The sequence below is a fragment of the Oerskovia sp. NPDC060338 genome (assembly GCF_042726295.1).
Classification (GTDB): domain Bacteria; phylum Actinomycetota; class Actinomycetes; order Actinomycetales; family Cellulomonadaceae; genus Oerskovia; species Oerskovia merdavium.
In genome coordinates this window covers 39,216-57,887 of record NZ_JBHXCQ010000017.1, presented here as the reverse complement: position 1 = coordinate 57,887, position 18,672 = coordinate 39,216, and the positions used below count along the sequence as shown (strand labels likewise).

Sequence of the window (18,672 nt, the reverse complement as noted above, 5' to 3'; positions counted from 1 at the left end):
CCGGGGGGGGGGGGGGGGCCCGGCCCGCGGGCGGGGGGGGGGGGGCGGGGGGGGGGGGGGGGGGGTGTGCGGCGGCCCCCCCCCCCCCGGGGGGGGGGCCCCCCCCCACGACCCACCCCACCCGCCCACCCCCGCCGGCATCGCCAGGACGCCCGCGGGAGCCCGACCGTTCACGTACAGGGCGTCGACCAGCGACGACCTGTCCCTCTCCCGTCGAGGAGTCCCGTGCCCCCCGCCCCCGACGCACCCCCGTCGCCCGACCTCCCGAGCGGCGTCCCCGACGCGCTGCTCGGCGAGTACGCACCGTTCGGCAACGTCGCGCTCGACGACGCCGAGCGCTGGCCCACGCTCACGCCCGACGGCGCCGCTCACCTCGACGCGCTACGTCACCACCCGGCGGCACCGGTCTGGGTGCACGCGACCGGCGACCGGCTCACGGCCGACGACCTGCCCGTGCTCGCCGCGACCGCGCGCCGGTTCACCGAGGCCGCCGGGGCCGCCAAGGTCGCCGAAGCCGCCGAAGCCGCCGGTGACAGTGACGCCCGCACCGGTACCTCCCACCCAGCGACTGGGTGCGACGTCCCCGCGTGGGTCACGGACCTCGTCGAGCGTGCGCACACGGTCGTCCCGCGCTACCGGCGCGCCCGGGACCAGCGCCGGAGCCACGCTCGTTCCCCGCTCGACGACCTGCCCCCCGTGACCCGAGACGATCTGCGGGCCGACCTCGCGTCGTTCGTGCCCGTCGACGTGGACCTGTCCCGGGTCCTCGAGGGCACGAGCTCGGGCAGCACCGGGGCGGCCGTGGTCGTCCCGCTGCACCCCGTCGCGGTCGCGGCCGACCTCGCGCTCCTGCGGCTCCTCGTCCGGGACGCCGGCGCAACCTGGGAACCGCACGAGGACCGGCTGGGTCTCGTGAACCTCGTGGACCAGCGGGCCGCGTTCACCTACGCGTCGGCCATGACGGGCTTCGACGCGGCCTCCGGACGGGCTGCGAGCGATCCCGCCGTGCCGCTCATGGCGCGCGTGAACCTCGACCCCGGCGCGTGGCGGGACCCGGCCGACCGCTCGACGTTCCTGCGCGGGACCGACCCGCAGGTCCTCAGCAGCTCGCCCCTCCCCCTGCTGGCCCTGGCCGACCTCGACGCGCGCGAGGGGCTCGGGCTGCACCCGGTCGCGGTCGTGAGCGGGGCAGCGCACCTCACCCCGCCCGCGCGGGCCCGTCTGCGGGCCGCGTGGGGCGTCCCGGTGATCGACCTGTACGGTCTGCGCGAGACGGGGGCGGTGGCCTCGCGCGCGGACGACGGCCCGTTCGTCGTCGTGCCGCGTCGTGTCTGGGTCGAGATCCTGTCCGACGACGGCACGCCCGTCGCCGACGGCTCGCCGGGCGAGGTCGTGGTCACCACGGACGAGAACCCGTACCTGCCGCTCCTGCGCTACCGCACGGGGGACCGGGCACGGATCGTCCGTCCCCACGGGCCCGGTGGTCGGGTCGAGCTGCACGACCTCGAGGGGCGCTCGCCCGTGCGCTACCTGCACGCCGACGGGCGCTGGCTCGGTTCGGTCGACGCGACCCAGGTCCTGCAGGCGGCCGGGATCGCGGCCTGGCAGCTCCACCAGCGCGCCGACGGGACGATCGACCTGACCGTGGTGCCGGACGCTCCTGCGGGCGCGGCGCCGTCGGGCCGCGGTCCGGGCAGCGCGCCCGGGTCGGGGGCAGCGGATGCCGCCGCGCGCGCACTGCGGCAGTGGATCGGCCGCGACGTCGTCGTGACGGTCACGACGCCGGCGCGCCTGGGACACGGCCGGGCACGTCGCTACTCGAGCGACGTGCCCGGCGGTCAGGCGTGAGTCCCGGTCAGGCGATGTTGCCCTCCGGGCGGAAGACGATCGACGAGGTGCGGTCGTTCATGGACCCGAGGCTCGTGCACAGCGGGACGCAGTTGGTCGTGGTGCCCGTGTAGCTCTCGCCGTCGTAGAGCGTCGACCAGCACCGGGCGTAGGTCGCCATGGAGCTGATGTTGTTGTTCATCAGGTAGGTCGACATCTTGGGGAACCCGTAGGTGTTGCCCGTCATGCACCCATAGCCGCTGCTGCCGTAGAAGACCTTGGCGCCACCGGTCTGGTTGGTGTTCTTGTACGCGATGCCCAGCATCATGGAGCTCGCGGCGGCGGTCGTGACCGCGCCCGCTCGCGCCGTCTGGGGCGCGGCCGCCGCCTTGGCCGCCTGCTCGTTCGCGTAGCCGCGCAGGGCCGTGATGTCTCCCGCGAGGACGCGCGGGTCCGTCACGGGCTCCCCCGAGACCGACTCGAGCGCCTCGCCGAGCGTGTCGAAGCACGCGGTCGTGGGCGCGGGGGTCAGGGCGATGTCCTGCCCGGCCGGGGTCGGCTGCGCGATGACCGTGCAGACCTGGTCGTCGGTGGGGAATCCCTGCGACGTCAGATCGGGGCCGCTCGCGAGGGCAGGTGCCCCGCCGATCCCCCCGAGAACCAGGACGACCGCCGAGACGGCGGCCAAGCGCGTGATGCGTCGTGACATGTGGTGCTCCTTCACAGCGTGGGCCGGGAGCCTTCGCGACCTCGCGAAGGACCGACACGTGGGTGAGGACCGACAGCGGGACAACCTCGTCCCACGCCCCCGCACCGATCCTAGGGGTACGTCGGAGCAGTGTCCCCTTTGTCCCCTGTGTTCACCCACGACCTCCGGATCGGTTGCCCGGGGCCCGTGCGACGCGCGGTCGCCCGGCTTCCCCTATAGCGTGCAGGCACGGTCGTCTGCACACAGCCGTCGGCGACCGCAACGGGGGAACCACCAAGCACCTTCAACGCCACCGGTCCGCACCGGGGAAATGAGTGTCGATGAAGCACCGTTCGTTGTTAGCTGCAGTCTCAGGACTGGCGGTGGTCGCGGCGTCGACGCTGCCCGCCGCGTCCGCACCGTCCGACCCGGCCGGCTCGTCCGGCCCCACCCTCACCTCGCAGTCCGCGGAGTCGCTCGCGCTCGACCCGGGCAAGGTCGCCCCGTCGCTCGCCGAGTCCTCCGGGACCGTGACCGCGTTCGTCCAGCTCGACACCCCCTCGGGGGTCGAGCTGACGGAGCAGGGCGCGAGCGCCGCGCAGGTCGAGGACAACCAGGCAGTCGTCGAGCAGCTCGCGGACAGCGTCGTCCCCGCGCAGACGAACGCCCGCAGCGCCCGTGCCGCGGGCGCGCCCCAGCAGGTGTCGGTCACGAGCAGGCTGGTCCCCGGCGTCGTCGTGACGGGCGACGCCGAGCAGGTCCGTGCCCTGGCAGGTGACGACAAGGTCGTCACGGTCTACCGCATCATCCCCAAGACGCCGTCGAACAAGGGCACCGACGCGTTCACGCGCGCGCTCGAGGCGTGGCAGAGCACGGGCTACACCGGCAAGAGCGTCCGGATCGGCATCATCGACACGGGCATCGACTACACCCACGCCGGGTTCGGCGGTCCGGGCACGCAGGCCGCGTACGACGAGGCGTACGGCGACAAGGGGCAGGACCCCGTCCCCGCCGGGACGTTCGACGACGCCAAGTACCTGGGCGGGTACGACTTCGCCGGGTACGACTACGACGCGTCCGGCCGGGTGCCGGGCACGTCGCTGGTCCCCACCCCCGACGAGAACCCCATCGACTCGCTCGACACGATCGGCTCGGGCCACGGCTCGCACGTCGCGGGCACCACGGGCGGCTACGGCGTCACGGCGGACGGCGAGACGTTCGACGGCGACTACACGACCCTCACGGACATCTCCGACTGGACGGTCGGCCCGGGCTCCGCGCCGGAGTCCGGCCTGTACGCGCTCAAGGTCTTCGGTGACCTGGGCGGCTCGACCAACGTCGTGATCGACGCGCTCGAGTACGCGGCCGACCCGGACGGTGACGGCGACCTGTCGGACCGTCTCGACATCGTCAACCTGTCGCTCGGCTCGGACAACACCCCGGCCGACGACCCGGAGAACCTGTTCATCGACCAGCTCTCGCGCCTGGGCACCCTCGCGGTCGTCGCGTCGGGCAACGCCGGTGACATGACCGACGTGGGTGGCTCGCCCGGCAACTCGCGCACCTCGCTCACGGTCGCGAACTCGGTGGGCGACACCCAGACGTTCGACGGCGTCGAGGTCACGGCTCCCGCAGGCGTCGCAGGCTCCTACCCCGCGCAGAACTCGCAGAGCTACGCGGGCGGCGTGGACGTGACCGCGGAGGTCGCGTTCCTCGGCGCCACGGTCAGCGGCTGCACGCCCCTGACGTCCGCGCAGGCCGCGGCCACGGCGGGCAAGATCGCGTTCCTCTACTGGGACGACGACGACGCCACGCGCCAGTGCGGCAGCGCGGCGCGCTTCAACAACGCCCAGGCCGCGGGCGCCGTGGGCGTGCTGCTGTCCTCCGAGCTCGACGTGTTCGCGGCGGGCATCGCGGGCAACGCGGGCATCCCGGGGGCGCAGCTCACGGGCCCCAGCCACGACGCACTGCGTCCGGCGATCGAGGCGGGCGGCGTCGTCCTGACGCTCGGCCCGTCGTTCGCGAACTCGTCGTTCGTCGAGATCCCGGGCATCGGGGACACGCTCAACGCGGGGTCCTCGCGCGGGGTGCACGGCTCGCTGGGCATCGTGAAGCCCGACGTCGCCGCACCGGGCACGGGGATCGCGTCGGTGGCCTCGGGTCGGCTCACGCAGCCCGGCATCAAGTCCGGCACCTCGATGTCGACGCCGCACGTCGCGGGCATCGCCGCTCTCGTCAAGGAGGCTCACCCAGGCTTCAGCGCCCAGCAGGTCAAGACGGCCGTCATGAACACGGCCTCGCACGACGTGTGGACGGGTCAGGACGGCACGGGCGTGGCCTACGGCCCCGAGCGCGTGGGGTCGGGCCGGGTGGACGCGGTCGACGCGGTGAAGAACTCGACGCTCGCGTACGCGTCGCAGGACCGCGAGCTCGTCTCGGTGTCCTACGGGATCGTGCCCGTGGCCGACAAGCCGGTCACGGTCCGCAAGACGGTCGACGTGCAGAACACGGGCTCGGCGTCCGTGGCGTACGCCGCCGCGTTCACGACGTCCAGCACCGCGGGCGGCGCGAAGATCACGGTCTCCCCGGCGAACCTCACGGTCCCCGCCGGTCAGACCCGCACGGTCACGCTGACCCTCACGGCCGACCCGGCGACGCTCGCCAAGCAGCTCGACCCGACGTCCGACGAGGCGATCGCGGGTGTTCCGCGTGACTTCGTCGGGATGCTCACGGGGCGTCTGGTCCTGACCCCGGCGACGGGCAGCGAGCTGCGCGTCCCGGTCCAGGCGGCACCCAAGCTCGTCAGCGACCTGTCGGGCAAGGACGTCACGTTCGTCGGCCAGGACACGGCCGCCGAGCTCGACCTCGACGGCCGGGGCGTGGACGCGGGCGGCTGGACGTCGCTCGTGGCGCCGTTCGAGCTCAAGGCCACCAGCCCGCGGCTCGAGGCCGACGCGGCGGAGGGCGCCTCGGCGTCGGCCGTCGCGGCCGGTGACATCCGGGCGGTCGGCTTCTCGTCGAGCGCACCGCAGTTCGCGGCGGCCGGGGACGACCCGGCCGGGGACGACCCGGCCGAGGGCCGGATCGGGATCGGCATCGCGATGGACGGCGACTGGGCCACGCTCGGGACCAACGTGATCCCGGCGGTCGAGACGGACGTCGACGGCGACGGGTCGCCCGAGTTCGAGACGACCGTCGAGAAGTACAACGACTCGGACCTGACCGTCGCGATCACCTACACGCTCAAGCCGTGGACGTCCCCCGGCGGGCGCCAGTATGCGGCGGGGGCCTCAGTCACGATCGACGCAGCCAATTCGGTCTGGGGGGACATCGACACCTCGGTGTTCGACAACAACGTCATGATCGTCCCGATCCGGCTCGGCGCCCTGGGGATCGCCCCGGGCTCGGTGCCGACGTTCAGCGTCGCGACGTACTCGTACTACGCCTCGTCGCCGGACCAGGTCATCGACCGGGTCGGACCGTTCACGGGCGACCCCTACGACCCGGCGTACTGGTTCAGCGGCGGCGGACAGCTCCTGTTCGTGGGCGCCGACGATGCGCCGCTCACGGTCAACCGGTCCGCGGCGGCCACCGAGGCCGGCACGGGGCAGCTGCTCCTGCTGCACCTGCACAACGCCACGACGGCCAAGCGCTGGCAGACGGTCGGGGTCTCCACCCTGGACGCGTCGGTCGAGCTCTCGGTCACGGCGCAGTCGCGCTGCGTGTCGGGCAAGGCGCAGGTCACGGTGCGCGCGGTCAACGACGGTGACGTCAAGGCCGACGTCGTGGTCGAGACGGCGTTCGGGACCAAGACGTTCAAGAACGTCGCGCCGGGCAAGTCCGCGTCGCAGTCGTTCAACTCGCGCGCGGTCTCGATCGACGCCGGTGCGGCGACGGTCACGGGCACCGCGATCATCGACGGCGTCAAGGTCACGACGCCGTTCGAGGCCGGGTACGAGGCGATCAGCTGCGGCTGACGTCTCGACCCCTCGCGAGGGGGCTCAGGGTCGGCGTGACTTCGAGGTCACGCCGACCCCGCCCCCCGGAGGCATCTGCGCGACGGCCGCGAGGACGTGGACCATGAGGCGTCCAGCCGCACTCGAGGTGTCGAGGGTCTCGGAGAGTGATCGCAGCGTGACGGCGTGCTCGTCGAGGTCACGCACGAGGCGCGCGACGTGCGCGGCGGAGCGGCCGAGAAGGTCGAGCTTGGTGACGACGAGGGGGTCTCCCTGGCGCAGGCCGGCGAGCAGCCGGGCGAGTTCGGGGCGGTTCTCGCGGGTGCCGGATGCCTTCTCCACGACGACGTCGCGCTCGTCGACGCCACCAGGCCGGCGGCCTGGATGTCTACGTCCGAACCGCGACGGACGCGTTCAAGAGAATCACGACGCCACTCCCTGGCTCAACTGCCCCCGTAACCCCTTCGTACGCGATCGGCAACGTCTCCGCAGACGGTGCCTACGTGTCGGTCACGAGCAACGTAAAGATGTCCTCCGCAGCCGCGCCCTCGGCAAGCGCCTTTTCTGCCTACCGGGTCGTCATCTCGTCTGGGGCGGCGCGGGTCGTGGCGCTGTCACCTCAGACGCCATCGACGCTCAAGTACACCGTTTCCATGTCAGACGACGGGGCCAAGATGCTGGTCGACTCGTCGTTCAGACTTTGGCGCGTCGGCTTGTAGCCACGCTGAGCCGATCACCGTCCATGACCTTGCCAGCGCGGCGCGCTCAGGCTGCGCTGGCAAGGCCGGCGCTCCTTCCTAGACGCGGTGGACTACCGTCCCCTCGCGCGTGAACTCGCGCAGCGTGCGGATCTTCTCGTCACCGCTCGCCACGGCTTGTGCGCCGCGGCCGCGCGCGGGGTGCGGGGTGCGGGGTGCGGGGTGCGGGGTGCGGGGTGCGGGGTGCCGCTTCGACCCAGGCTGCGACGCACGGCCGTTTGTGTGCGCCCGGTCAACTCGCCGATCTCGCGCAACGAACGACCGGCCGTGTACTGCGCGGCCACGAAGACATCGAACCGCCGCTGCTCCACTGGACGGTTGCGGACCTTCACATCGTCGCGGAACTGCGGCAGCAGCTCAAGAACGAGCCGGGGAGGGTAAGGCATGCCTCGACCGTAGCGGAGGGAAGGCTGCGGTCTCACTGCGCGCCCTGCCGGTGCAGCGCTGTGCCTGGCTGCAGCCAACCTTCCGTCCGGGTGCACCTTGCAGTTAAGCAAATGCTTGACACCGAACTGCTAAATATGCCAGTTTTGTCCCGCTTTCATCGAAAGTCAGTCCTTCGGGCCGCTAGCCACCCGAACAGGACCCACCAAATGCACCGAAAGAGAACCTCCGCCGCGCTCGCCCTCACCCTCGTGCTCGCGCTCATCCCCACCTCGGCCCTCGCAGCACCGGCCGACAGTCCTGCCGCAGAGCCGGCCACGGTCAACACCGAGAACTTCAACCAGGTCGCAGGTGACCAAGCCACCGGTCAGGCCAAGGCCCTTGTCGACAGTCACATCGACTCGACCATGCGCTCCTCCGGCATGGTCGCCCCTTCCGACGTCGAGGTGTGGACCACCGAGGTCGACGGGACCGACATCGCAGCAGTGATCCCCGATGGCAGCGTCGTCGAGAGCGTCGCCGTCGTCAGCGACGCTGTCGAGGACACCGACATCGCCGCGTTCGGCGTCGAGATCGCCGAGACCGAAGAGGCCGTCGGAACCGCACCACCTGTCGCGCACATGAAGGGCCGGGGAACACCGCTGCGCGAGGCCTGCCGGACGCTGTGGTTCAACACCCCTGCCTCCACGAACGACGACCAGGTGTACGACTGCTATGAGAAGTACAAGCTGTCGAACTCGTCGTACATCTACAACCGGTACTCCAAGGCAACACTCGCGGCCGCTGCCAGTGGCGTACGTCGCGAGATCCACGAGTTCACGATCCGGTTCCGTCAGTACAAGAACTACAGCCGTATCACCGGCGGTCCGTACAACTACGGTCCTCTGCCCGGCAGCGCCGACTGCAGCAACGGTCAGTTCTCGTACGGCGTGGTGACGATCCCGTTGACCTCGTGCGCGAGCATCGAGAACGTCTCCGGTGGCAGCTACTACAACTCCGGCACCCGGTACAAGGGTCACGCGACCGGTCAGAAGTACGTCGACACGTATGCGCGGTTCACGTCGAACGGGACTGAGCCGATCTTTTCCGACTACGTGTGGCTCACTACGGCAGCGCGCGGCAACATGTGGGTGCCGTGCATCAACACGAACAACAACTACTCGGCCACGTGGAACGACGGGGGCTACAACCGCTAGTGAAACGACGTACCATCACCTACCTTGCAACTATCGCTGCGGTGGGCGTAACTGTTGGGGTCAGCATTGCTCTCAAGGCTGACCCCAACGGGCCGCCCGACGTCAGCGCCGAAACGAGCCCCGCAGCGCACACCGCCACCTACTCGTGCGAATACCCCGCGACCACCGTCGAAGACTTCTGCTCGATGGTCGAAGTGGACAACGCCCAGACGAGGTACGCACTGTTCCGCGCGGACGACGCCGCAGTACGCACAATGATCTACGACCCCGGCGGTCCAGGTGTGTCGACCCTGTCGCGGCACATGGGCGACATCGAAGCGATCGTCGCCGACGCCCACGAACGCAGGTACAACGTGCTGGTCATCGACGAGCCGTGGGTCGTGGCGGAGTACAGCGACGAGTGCCGCACAGCGATGAGCGGGTACTTCGCCAGCGCGACCGACCGATACCCCGCGCTGGCTGACGCCGGCCTTGCCGATGCTGTCAGGGACGAATGCCTCGACGAGCAGGCTCCCACCGGCATGACCGGTGAACGGTACCGGCAGATCATTGCAGAGATCGAGCAGACCGAGAACGTGCATGTCGAACGCCTCGAGGGGTACTCGTTCGCTTCGGTGCGTGCGGCACACCTCGGTTCGACACACCCCGATCTCGTTGTCGCGGTCGGGACGCCGTTCCCCGTCGGAGCGCCCGCGACTGCATTCTTCGGCGCGACGTCCTCCTCGCCGGCTCCGGCCGGTCTAAATACTGGGACATTGGCTTCTGACTCCGCTGCGGCGTACTACCAGATGACCGGCCTGACGACGGACGACATAGATCCCACGGTCGCTGGTCGTGCGTTGTGGCAGGCGGACTCCGACGGGCAGGTATCGCTGTCACGCGTCGGGTACCTGTCGGAGATGTGCCGGTCCTTGACCGGGTGGGACAAGATGTCCGCGGATAACCCTGGCAACCCGATGCTGAACGCGCAACGATCCGTGCACGCAGCGTGCAACGGCGTCGAGCTCGACACGCAGATGACCCTGCCGGAGCGGACTTGCTTCACCGTGCTGAGCAACGACATTCAAACCCCCTGGGTCGAGTCGGCGCTGACCGCTGGAGCCCAGATCGACGTATCGGAGGCAGGGAAGCATGGACAGGTCGACATCCCCGAGTGCGACTAGCCGGGAAATCGACGGGCATCCGTTCACGGCCACGAGCAAGCGCCCGTGGTCGGCGATCTGGGTCGTGTTCGCCGCTGCGATGGGCGTGGCCGCAGTGGACTACGTGACGCTGTTCATGAGCGTGCTGTTCCCCGGGTGGGTCTGGTGTGTCACCACCGGTGGTCTGCTGCTCGCCGCTGGCGTGGTGGCGGTGTTCAGGGACGTAGAGTCCGTGCGTCGCGAGCGCGGGTCGCTGCCGCATGATGCCGTGGCGAAGGTCGTTGCGTGTGTCGCGGTCGCGGTGTGGGCGCTGGCGCTGTGGTGGGAGCTGAACTCCGGCTGCATGGGGCAGGAGTGTGCGGTGGCGTCTCAGACGGTGAGCCTGTTCGTGGTCTTTCCGGTCATCCCGCTTGCTGCTCTGACGCTCATCGGGTACCTGGTGCGCCGTGGGCGGGTCGGGTCAACTGCGCGAGTAGGTGACAGCTGATCTGTGGTGCGGGGGCTGATCTGTGGTGCGGGGGCCTGGGGGTCCTTGGGACGCGTGTTCGCGCGCTGGCTGACCGCTGATGAGGGTCGCGACCAGCGAGACCAGGTCGGCGTGGAAGGGGCTGCTGGATGGGTAGGTGACAGTTCGTTTCAGGCGGCGAGTGCGACCTGAGTGGTCAGGATGGTCTCGTATTCGATGGGGGTCAATCGGCCGAGGCGTGCTTGTCTGTTAGTCGGGCAGTCCCACACGTCGTCGACACTCCCAGGTCAGGGGCGCTTTCGTGTCTTACGACGCGGACGTCAGGCCACCCCGCCATGAAAGCCCGAGGCTAGCTGCGCCAGGGCGGAGGCAAACAGGCTCTTCGCAGTGTCGCGTGACGGGTTCAGTGGAGGCACCGTGCGCACGACGAAGGGCGCGACCCCACGGGTCGCGCCCTTCTGGCGTCCCCGGGTCCAGAAGACACCGAGGGACCGTTCAGGACGAGCGTGGCCCCATGTTCACGCTCGTCCTGACAGCTCTGTGCCCACCAGGGGGCAGCGGGTCTGTGCCCACCAGGGGGCAGAGGGCCCTAGACCTTCACGCCCAGGTTCTGCATCTCGAGCACGAGCCCCTTGATCGCCGCGGCGGGCACCTGCCCCCCGCGCTCGACCAGCGCCGCGACCGATGCCGGGATCTCGGCCTCCGAGCACAGGATGAGCGGGGTGTCGGCCGCCGAGTCGGGCAGCCGCCCGTGCGTGCCGCGCACGTAGGACGCGTCGAGCGGCACGGTGCTCATGGCGTAACGCAGCCCGACCTTCTTCTTGACGAGGTTGAGCCCGGCCTTGGCCTTCGCCAGGGGGTCGGCGGGGTCGAAGAACAGCTCGGCCGGGTCGTAGCCCGGCTTGCGGTGGATGTCGACGCCGCGCGCGTACTCGGGCGCACGGGCGTCGTCGAGCCAGTAGTAGTAGGTGAACCAGGCACCCGGCTCGGCGACGACCACGAGGTCGCCCGAGCGCGCGTGGTCGAGCCCGTAGCGGGCCTGCGCCTCACGGTCGAGGACCTCGTCGACGCCGGGCACGCCCCGCAGCAGGTCGGCGACGCGCGCGAGCCGCGAGGGGTCGTCGACGTAGACGTGCGCGACCTGGTGGTCGGCGACCGCGAACGCCTTGGACGTCCACGGGTCGAGCTGCTCCTTGCCGTCCTGGACGTAGACCTCGAGCAGGCCCTCGCGGCGCAGGATGCGGTTGAGGTGCACGGGCCGGTTCGCCTCGGCGATGCCGTACTCGGAGACCACGACGACCGCGATCCCGTTGTTGGCCGCGTCGTCGAGCAGCGGGGCCAGGACCGTGTCGAGCTCGGCGGCCGCGGCGTCGGCCTCGGGAGAGTCGGGGCCGAACCGCTGCAGGTCGTAGTCGAGGTGCGGCACGTAGGCCATGGTCAGCTCGGGCGAGTGCGTGCGCAGGACGTGGCGGGTCGCGTCGACGATCCAGGCCGAGGACGCGATCGCGGCGGTCGGGCCCCAGTAGGTGAACAGGGGGAACTCGCCGAACCGCCCCGTGAGCTCGTCGTGCAGCGCGGGCGGGCGGATGTACGCGTCGGGCGACTTGCGCCCGTCGGCGTGGTAGATCGGCCGGGGGGTCACGGTCACGTCGGTCGTGGCGCCCATGGCGTACCACCAGCAGACGTTGGCGGTCCGGTGGTCGGGGTTCGAGCGGCGCGCGGCCTCCCAGATCTTCTCGCCCTCGACGAGCTTGTTGTGCTGGCGCCACAGGAACACCTCGCCGAGCTCGCGGAAGTACCAGCCGTTGCCCACGGCCCCGTGCTGGGCAGGCGCGAGGCCCGTCATCATGGTCGCCTGGACGCTGCACGTGACCGCGGGCAGCACGGTCGCGAGCTGGGTCTGCCAGCCGCCCGCGGCCATCTGGCGCAGGCGGGGCATGTGGGCGAGGGCCTTCTCGGTGAGCCCGACGACGTCGAGCAGCAGCACGGGCTTCATGCGGGGACTCCTGAGGGTGCGGGGACGTTCACGGGGGCCACCGGGCCGGGAGCAGCGCCGGGGGTGAGGAGGTGGTCGGTGGCCCAGCGCAGCTCGGCGGCGATGCCCGCGACGAGCGGCTCGCCGGGCTCGTCGGACGCGAGCGCCGGCGAGTCGGGCGGCAGCACGGCCCACGTGTAGGTCTCGACGTCGAGGTGCGCCTCGTCGCCGTGGGGCGCCGCGCGCACGGCCTCGACGGCCGCGCGGAGCACGTCGGTCGTCGCGCTCAGCGGCGCAGCGGGCTCGTGGTGCAGCGGCACGTGGAAGTGCACGCGCCACGGCCCCTCCCCCGGCAGCCCGGGCCGCGCGTCACCGTCGCCCAGGGCGTCGGGCAGGTCGTCGACGGGCAGGACGTCGCCGCTCGGGGCGAGCTCGCGCACCTGGTGGATGTAGCGCTTCTCGACGAACTGCCCGACGGCGGCGCGCGCCTCGGGTGCCGAGGGCTCGGCGACGTGGAGCGCGGCCGAGGCCTGCACCTTGACCACGCGCAGCCCGGCCCCCGTGATCCGCGCGACGGCCGCGGCCGGGTCGGCGAACGAGACGGCGAGGTGGCACGTGTCGAGGCAGACCCCGACGTACGCGGGGTCGATGCCCCCGGCACGGCCGGTACCAGCCGCGCCGTCGGACTCGTCGGCACCGCCGGTACGGGCCTCGAGCCACGCCACGACGTCCTCGACCGTGTCGAGCACGCAGCCGGGCTCGGGCTCGACCGCGACGCGCACGACCTTGCCCGTGCGGGCAGCGAGGTCCCGCAGCCCGTCCGAGAGGTCCTCGAACGCCCGGGTTGCGATCGCGTCCTGCGCGGGCGACCAGGGCTCCCCGCCCGGCTCGCGCCACGCGAGGGGGAGCGTCGAGATCGACCCGTCCACGCCGTCGGGCAGGAGGGCCGCGAGGACCTCGGCGCACTCGAGCGTGTAGGCGAGCCGCTCGGCGTCGGCCCACGTGGGCGAGTAGACCGCGAGCTTGACGACGTCGTCGTGGAACCCGCCGTAGGGGAACGCGTTGAGCGTGTGCACCTGCAGCCCGTGCTCGTCGAGCGCAGCCCGCAGCCGGGCCATGTCGTCGGCCGCGCGCGGCGAGGCCGAGAGCCGGTGCGCGAGCGAGGCGGGCACCCACAGCCCGACCCCGAGCACGTCGAGCCCTGCGGCCTCGCGCACGGGACCGGCGTACCGGGCGAGCTGCTCGACCACACCGTCGAGGTCCTCGGCGGGGTGGACGTTGGTGCAGTAGGACAGCAGCATCAGACCCGTGCCCCGCGCAGCACCGAGCTGCCCTCGAAGCTCGCGCCCGGTGCGGGCGCCTCGCCCTCGACGAACCCGGGCACGGGGTCGAGCAGCAGGTTGCCGGACTGCCCGTAGAACTCGACGGGGTTGCGCCACAGGACCTTGTCGACCTCGTCGTCGGTGAACCCGGCCGCGAGCATGGCGCGCCCGGTCTTGAGCGTCTTGAGGGGGTCGGAGCGGCCCCAGTCCGCGGCCGAGTTCACCAGGACGCGCTCCGTGCCGTGCTCGAGCAGGATCGAGACCATGCGGTGCTCGTCCATCTTGGTGTCGGGGTAGACCGAGAAGCCCATCCACGCGCCGGCGTCCTTGACGAGCGCGACGTTGGTCTCGTTGAGGTGGTCGACCACGACCATCCCGGGTGTGATCCCCGACTCGCGCACCACGTCGAGCGTGCGGTGGGTCCCGACGAGCTTGTCGCGGTGCGGGGTGTGGACCATGACCGGCAGGGCCGCGTCGATCGCCATGGCGAGCTGGCGCGTGAACGCCTCGTCCTCGGCGGGGGTCATCGAGTCGTAGCCGACCTCGCCGACCGCGACCACACCGTCCTTGGTGAGGTAGCGCGGGATCTCGTCGAGCACCTCGGTGCAGCGCGGGTCGTTCGCCTCCTTGGGGTTGAGCGCGATCGTCGCGTGGTGGCGGATCCCGAACTGCGTGGCCCGGAACCGCTCCCAGCCGAGCAGCGCGTCGAAGTAGTCGACGAACGACCCGACGGTCGTGCGGGGCTGCCCGAGCCAGAACGCGGGCTCGACGACGGCGCGCACGCCTGCGGCGTACATGACCTCGTAGTCGTCGGTCGTGCGCGAGGTCATGTGGATGTGGGGGTCGAAGATGCGCATCAGGCGTCCTTGCTGTGGTTCGCGTGAGAGGTCGTGGGTCCTGCGGGGGCGTCGGGCGTGCCAGGGCTGCCGGGGGCCTCGGGGGCGATGCGCGCGACGTCGTCGGGCACGACGCGCCCTGCGGCCCGGCGCTCGGCCGCGAAGTCGCGGGCCATGCGCGCGAGCTCGTCGTCCGCGCGCTCGTCGAGCGCGGCGACCGCGTCGAGGCTCACGCCCATGAAGACGAGCTTGAGGACCGCGTGGCGCCACGCGTGGTCGTCGAGGTGGGCTGCGGCGAACGGCCCCACGGCCGCCGCCACGAGGCTCTGGTCGTTGGCGCGCAGGGCGTCGGCCGCGAGCGCCGTCCCGGCGCACGCCACGGCCGGTGCCAGCCGTTCGCCGGGCTGCCCCGCCAGCGTGAGGGCGTCGAGCCCGCGCAGCACGCCGCGCCGCTCGGGCGTGTCGCCGTGCTGGTAGGTCTCGGTCAGGCGCGTCGCGAGGGACTCGCCGTCGGCGGGCAGGACGCTCGCAAGCGCGACGACCAGGCGGGCGCGCGCGGCGTCGTCGAGCGTCCCGTGCAGGACCCCGGCGGGGTCCAGATCGAGGTCGAGGGACGTGCGCCCCACGGCTCGCCCGGCGCGTGCCAGGTGCCCGCCGGCGGAGCCCGGGTCCGCGGCGATCTCGCCGCAGGCCGTGGCCAGCCAGGCGGCCTGCTCGTCGGTGAGCAGGCCCGCGAGGGCGTCGGGGTGGCCGGCTGTGACGCCGGGGGTCGTGGCGCCCGGGGCGTCGGTCAGGTCGGGGGTGGTCATCGAAGTGCCTCCTGGGGTGCGGATGCGGTGGTCGTCGTCGGGGTCCGGTCAGTCGCGTTCCACGCGGCCCAGGCCTCGGTCATCGCGGCCATGCTGCGGTGCGCGAGCCCGGGGGCGTCGTACGAGTGGCGGGGCAGCTCGACGGCTGCGACACCCGTGTAGCCGATCTCGCCGAGCGTGCCGAGGGCGAGCGACAGGTCGAGCTCTCCGTCACCGAACGGCAGGTGCTCGTGCGCGGTGTGGCGCATGTCGTCGACCTGCACGTTGAGCAGGTGCGGCGCCGCGGCGAGCAGCGCGCCGCGCACGCCGTCGGGCTCCACGACCACGCAGTGCCCCAGGTCGACCGTGACGCCCAGCTCGGCGGGCGACCCCACGGCCTCGCGCAGCCGCAGGGCATCTCCCACGGTCTCCACCAGCATCCCGGGCTCGGGCTCGAGCGCGATCCGGACCCCGTGCTCACGGGCGTGGGCCACGACGCGCGGCACCCGGGCGAGCAGGCGCTCCCAGCCGGCGTCCGCCGTCGTGCCCGCGGGCAGGACCCCCGAGAAGAACGACACGCACTCGGCGCGCAGGCCCGCCGCGACCTCGACCGCGCGGCACAGGAAGCGGACGCGGACGTCCGCGAGGTCCTCGTCGGGGTCCAGGAACGTCGGGTGGTGCTTGCGGAACGGGTCGAGCAGGAAGCGGGTGCCGGTCTCGACGACCACGCGCATGCCCAAGTCGTCGAGGCGCTCGCGCAACCGGGCGACCTGCGCGTCGGCGTCGTCCGCGAACGGGTCGAGGTGCGGGTGCCCGAGCGTGAGAGCCACGGCGCCGTAGCCCTCGTGCGCGAGCACGTCGAGCGTGACGTCGAGCGGGTGGTCGGTGAAGCCGTTGGTGCCGTACCCGAAGGTGAAGGGCGGTGCGCCGGGGCTGGCCGAGCGGCTGGTCGACGGGCTCATGACTCGCTCAGTCCCGGGTTCGGGCTCGTGCTGCGCCGGCTCCTGGCACGCAGCGCGCGACCCACGACCTCGACCGCCGCGAGGACCGCGACCGAGCCCAGGCTCCCGCCGCGCGCGGCGAGCGCGGCCTGGAGCGGCACCATCGAGCGGATGCCGGCCTTGGTCGCCGCGAACGCGTTCGCGGCGTCGGGCGCACCGACCGCCCGCGCCTGCTGCGGCAGGCACGAGGCCGCGTAGACGCCGGCCGACGCGAGCGCCGCGAGCACCGGGAGGACGGCGCGTGCGCGCCGCCCCGCACCGGACCGCCCGAGGGCGGGCTCCGCCGTCGGGCTGGTGCGCAGCGAGCGCAGCGCGCCGACCGCCACGGCTCCCGCGACCCCGACCGTGCCCGCGGCCACCGCGGCCGCGACGGGTGGGGTCGTGCCGTGGACCTCGCCACGCGAGAGGACCGTCACGCCCGCGGTGTGCACCGTGAGCGCAGCGGCCGCAGGAAGGGCGGGCCGCACCCTCCCGGCGCCTGCGCCCATGAGGACGTCGAGACCGCGACAGGCCGCCATGACGACCGGACCGGACGCGTGGTTCTTCGCGACCAGGTCGTACGTCCACACGCTCGCGGCCAGCGGGACCGCGAGGACGAGCGACCGGCGTCCTCCCCCGGCCGCCGCGAGCGTCAGCCCCGCGGCCGTGAGGCCCGTCGCGACACCGAGCGCCTGCGTGGGCGAGACGCGCCCCGAGGGCAGCGGACGCTCGGGACGCTCGACCGCGTCGAGCTCCCTGTCCGCGTAGTCGTTGAGCGCCATGCCGCCCGCGTACAGGCAGGCAGAGGACAGGGGCAGCAGCCCGAGCCGCCACGCCCGCACGTCCCCGGCACGCGGCGTGCGCGCCGGGCCGAGCCGTCCACCCGCAGCCGCTCCCGCCAGGGTGTCCCCCACCACGGACAGGACCGCAGGAGCACGGACCAGGTCGAGGTAGTCGCGCAGCGTCACGGCTCGTCGACCCCAGCCTGTGCCGCGTCGGCCTGCGCGCTCGTCCGGTGCGCCCACACACCCAGCACACGGGACTGCTCGGCGAACGAGTGCACGTCCGAGCCCCACGGGTCCTTGAAGAAGAAGCCCATCTCCGGCACGGGACCGGACAGGCCCGCGGCGTCAGCGAGCGCCAGGAGACGCGCCAGGTCCAGGACGAGGGGAGCCGCGAGCATCGAGTCGTACGCGCTCCACGTCGTCTGGAGCGTCAGCCGCGAGCCCAGGAAGCCCTCGACGTGGATGTGGTCCCACGCGACCTTGATGTCGCCGAGGTCCGGGACGTTGTCGATGTGCAGCGGCGTGACCGTGCTGCCGGTCAGGTCCTGCAGGCCGCGGTTCTTCGACACGAGCTTGCTCTGGACCGCGTGCGGGTCCGCGAGCGTCGCGCCGTCGCCGCCGCCCAGCAGGTTCGAGCCCGCCCAGGACAGGACCCGCAGGCCGCGGGCCGTGATGGCCGGGGCCAGGACCGAGCGCAGCCACGTCTGGCCGGTCTTGCCGTCCTGGCCCGCGAACGGCACGCCGCGCTCGGCCGCGAGCGCGTGCAGCGCCGGGAGGTTCATGCTCGCCGAGGGCGTGAAGCCCGCGTAGGGGGCCCCCGCGAGCAGCGCCGCGTACGCGTTGACCGAGCTCGCGGGCAGGACCTCGCGCTCGGGGTCCTCGAGGGCCGCGCGCAGGAGGTCCAGGTCCTCGAGCTCGGGGGTCGGCGCGGGCAGCGGCTCGGTCGAGGCGAGGTCGACGACCACGACGCGGGCCAGGCCGTGTCGCTCGCGGAAGTCGACGATGTCGGCCGCGAGCGCCTCGGCCGCGGCGGCCTGGGAGCCCGTGCGGTGGGCCGCGTCGTAGCCGGGGCGAATGTCCGCGTCGACCGCGTCGAGCTGGGGGCGCACGGCCTCGAGGAGGCGGTAGGGGATCATGCCAGCCTCGACGAGCTGCTCTGCCTTCTTGCCCAGGGGCGTGTCGCTGATGTCGTGGCCGCCCACGACGAGGTCCGCGAAGGCCGGCAGGGCGACGTCGTCGAGCGGGGCCTGCGCGGTGACGCAGCCGGTGGGGGCGGAGAGTCCCGAGGCGATCGCTGCCAGGCCGAGGGTCGCGGTCGTGGCGACCGACCCGCGGGCCCCGACGAACCAGATGCCGGTGCGGCCGTGGTTCCACGTCGACTGGTGGGCTGAAAGGTGCATCGTCGCTCCTGGTCCCGTCGACCCCGGGGACCGGGGCCGATGTGGCGAGCCGAGGGCCTCGTCGCCCTCGACGGGCCTGCGAGCCCGGGGCGGGCGCACTCTCGCTGCTGCGGGGCGTGCTCCTGCTGTCCGGGCCGAGGCCGTGGCCTGACCCTAACCCCCCTTTTGT

14 protein-coding genes are annotated in these 18,672 nt (G+C 72.3%); 5 read left to right on the top strand and 9 right to left on the bottom strand.

What is annotated here, in order from left to right; genetic code table 11:
• Nucleotides 1-225 precede the first annotated feature (225 nt).
• Complete coding sequence (locus ACFWGN_RS19380; protein ID WP_377619192.1) at nucleotides 226-1,848, top strand: AMP-binding protein; 1,623 nt, start codon at nucleotides 226-228, stop codon at nucleotides 1,846-1,848.
• A 7-nt stretch (nucleotides 1,849-1,855) separates the two neighbouring features.
• Here ACFWGN_RS19380 and ACFWGN_RS19375 read toward each other — a convergent pair whose 3' ends face one another.
• On the bottom strand, nucleotides 1,856-2,536 hold the full coding sequence (locus ACFWGN_RS19375) for a hypothetical protein (RefSeq protein WP_191802129.1): 681 nt from the start codon (nucleotides 2,534-2,536) through the stop codon (nucleotides 1,856-1,858).
• 320 nt (nucleotides 2,537-2,856) lie between these two features.
• Here ACFWGN_RS19375 and ACFWGN_RS19370 point away from each other — a divergent pair, with 320 nt between their 5' ends.
• Nucleotides 2,857-6,492: a S8 family serine peptidase gene (locus tag ACFWGN_RS19370; protein WP_377619190.1), complete on the top strand. Its 3,636-nt coding sequence runs from the start codon at nucleotides 2,857-2,859 to the stop codon at nucleotides 6,490-6,492.
• 24 nt (nucleotides 6,493-6,516) lie between these two features.
• Here ACFWGN_RS19370 and ACFWGN_RS19365 read toward each other — a convergent pair whose 3' ends face one another.
• A complete protein-coding gene (locus ACFWGN_RS19365; protein WP_377619188.1) occupies nucleotides 6,517-6,813 on the bottom strand; it encodes a recombinase family protein in 297 nt (98 codons plus the stop codon).
• A gap of 1,009 nt (nucleotides 6,814-7,822) precedes the next feature.
• Here ACFWGN_RS19365 and ACFWGN_RS19360 point away from each other — a divergent pair.
• From ACFWGN_RS19360 to ACFWGN_RS19350, 3 genes are read left to right on the top strand one after another with little or no spacing between them, the layout of a single operon-like run.
• A complete protein-coding gene (locus ACFWGN_RS19360) occupies nucleotides 7,823-8,809 on the top strand; it encodes a hypothetical protein (RefSeq protein ID WP_377619186.1) in 987 nt (328 codons plus the stop codon).
• 41 nt (nucleotides 8,810-8,850) lie between these two features.
• Nucleotides 8,851-9,972 carry a hypothetical protein gene (locus tag ACFWGN_RS19355; protein WP_377619185.1) on the top strand — a complete coding sequence of 374 codons (1,122 nt, stop codon included), beginning with the start codon at nucleotides 8,851-8,853 and terminating at the stop codon, nucleotides 9,970-9,972.
• Nucleotides 9,941-10,438, top strand: coding sequence for a hypothetical protein (locus ACFWGN_RS19350; RefSeq protein WP_377619183.1), 498 nt, complete (start codon nucleotides 9,941-9,943; stop codon nucleotides 10,436-10,438). The genes ACFWGN_RS19355 and ACFWGN_RS19350 overlap by 32 nt, the downstream gene beginning before the upstream one ends.
• A 568-nt stretch (nucleotides 10,439-11,006) precedes the next feature.
• Here ACFWGN_RS19350 and ACFWGN_RS19345 read toward each other — a convergent pair.
• From ACFWGN_RS19345 to ACFWGN_RS19315, 7 genes are read right to left on the bottom strand one after another with little or no spacing between them, the layout of a single operon-like run.
• Entirely contained in the window at nucleotides 11,007-12,413 is a 1,407-nt protein-coding gene (locus ACFWGN_RS19345) for an alkaline phosphatase family protein (RefSeq protein WP_377619181.1), read from the bottom strand.
• Nucleotides 12,410-13,693, bottom strand: a complete 1,284-nt coding sequence (gene eboE / locus ACFWGN_RS19340; RefSeq protein WP_377619179.1) for a metabolite traffic protein EboE — start codon at nucleotides 13,691-13,693, stop codon at nucleotides 12,410-12,412. The genes ACFWGN_RS19345 and eboE overlap by 4 nt, the downstream gene beginning before the upstream one ends.
• On the bottom strand, nucleotides 13,693-14,571 hold the full coding sequence (locus ACFWGN_RS19335) for a TatD family hydrolase (RefSeq protein WP_377619177.1): 879 nt from the start codon (nucleotides 14,569-14,571) through the stop codon (nucleotides 13,693-13,695). The genes eboE and ACFWGN_RS19335 overlap by 1 nt, the downstream gene beginning before the upstream one ends.
• Nucleotides 14,571-15,359 carry an EboA domain-containing protein gene (locus ACFWGN_RS19330; RefSeq protein ID WP_377619175.1) on the bottom strand — a complete coding sequence of 263 codons (789 nt, stop codon included), beginning with the start codon at nucleotides 15,357-15,359 and terminating at the stop codon, nucleotides 14,571-14,573. The genes ACFWGN_RS19335 and ACFWGN_RS19330 overlap by 1 nt, the downstream gene beginning before the upstream one ends.
• Complete coding sequence (locus ACFWGN_RS19325; RefSeq protein ID WP_377619174.1) at nucleotides 15,356-16,300, bottom strand: sugar phosphate isomerase/epimerase family protein; 945 nt, start codon at nucleotides 16,298-16,300, stop codon at nucleotides 15,356-15,358. Before ACFWGN_RS19325 ends, ACFWGN_RS19330 begins: the two co-directional genes overlap by 4 nt.
• Nucleotides 16,297-17,286 carry an SCO3242 family prenyltransferase gene (locus tag ACFWGN_RS19320; RefSeq protein ID WP_377619172.1) on the bottom strand — a complete coding sequence of 330 codons (990 nt, stop codon included), beginning with the start codon at nucleotides 17,284-17,286 and terminating at the stop codon, nucleotides 16,297-16,299. Before ACFWGN_RS19320 ends, ACFWGN_RS19325 begins: the two co-directional genes overlap by 4 nt.
• Nucleotides 17,283-18,503 (bottom strand): inositol-3-phosphate synthase, encoded by a 1,221-nt coding sequence (locus ACFWGN_RS19315; RefSeq protein ID WP_377619170.1) that lies wholly within the window; start codon nucleotides 18,501-18,503, stop codon nucleotides 17,283-17,285. The genes ACFWGN_RS19320 and ACFWGN_RS19315 overlap by 4 nt, the downstream gene beginning before the upstream one ends.
• Nucleotides 18,504-18,672 lie beyond the last annotated feature (169 nt).

Excerpts from the sequence above, each read along its gene's own strand:
- ACFWGN_RS19360 (WP_377619186.1), top strand. The coding sequence starts at position 7,823 with ATGCACCGAAAGAGAACCTCCGCCGCGCTCGCCCTCACCCTCGTGCTC.
- ACFWGN_RS19335 (WP_377619177.1), bottom strand. The coding sequence starts at position 14,571 with ATGCGCATCTTCGACCCCCACATCCACATGACCTCGCGCACGACCGAC.
- ACFWGN_RS19350 (WP_377619183.1), top strand. The coding sequence starts at position 9,941 with ATGGACAGGTCGACATCCCCGAGTGCGACTAGCCGGGAAATCGACGGG.
- eboE (WP_377619179.1), bottom strand. The coding sequence starts at position 13,693 with ATGCTGCTGTCCTACTGCACCAACGTCCACCCCGCCGAGGACCTCGAC.
- ACFWGN_RS19375 (WP_191802129.1), bottom strand. The coding sequence starts at position 2,536 with ATGTCACGACGCATCACGCGCTTGGCCGCCGTCTCGGCGGTCGTCCTG.
- ACFWGN_RS19325 (WP_377619174.1), bottom strand. The coding sequence starts at position 16,300 with ATGAGCCCGTCGACCAGCCGCTCGGCCAGCCCCGGCGCACCGCCCTTC.
- ACFWGN_RS19330 (WP_377619175.1), bottom strand. The coding sequence starts at position 15,359 with ATGACCACCCCCGACCTGACCGACGCCCCGGGCGCCACGACCCCCGGC.
- ACFWGN_RS19315 (WP_377619170.1), bottom strand. The coding sequence starts at position 18,503 with ATGCACCTTTCAGCCCACCAGTCGACGTGGAACCACGGCCGCACCGGC.
- ACFWGN_RS19370 (WP_377619190.1), top strand. The coding sequence starts at position 2,857 with ATGAAGCACCGTTCGTTGTTAGCTGCAGTCTCAGGACTGGCGGTGGTC.
- ACFWGN_RS19345 (WP_377619181.1), bottom strand. The coding sequence starts at position 12,413 with ATGAAGCCCGTGCTGCTGCTCGACGTCGTCGGGCTCACCGAGAAGGCC.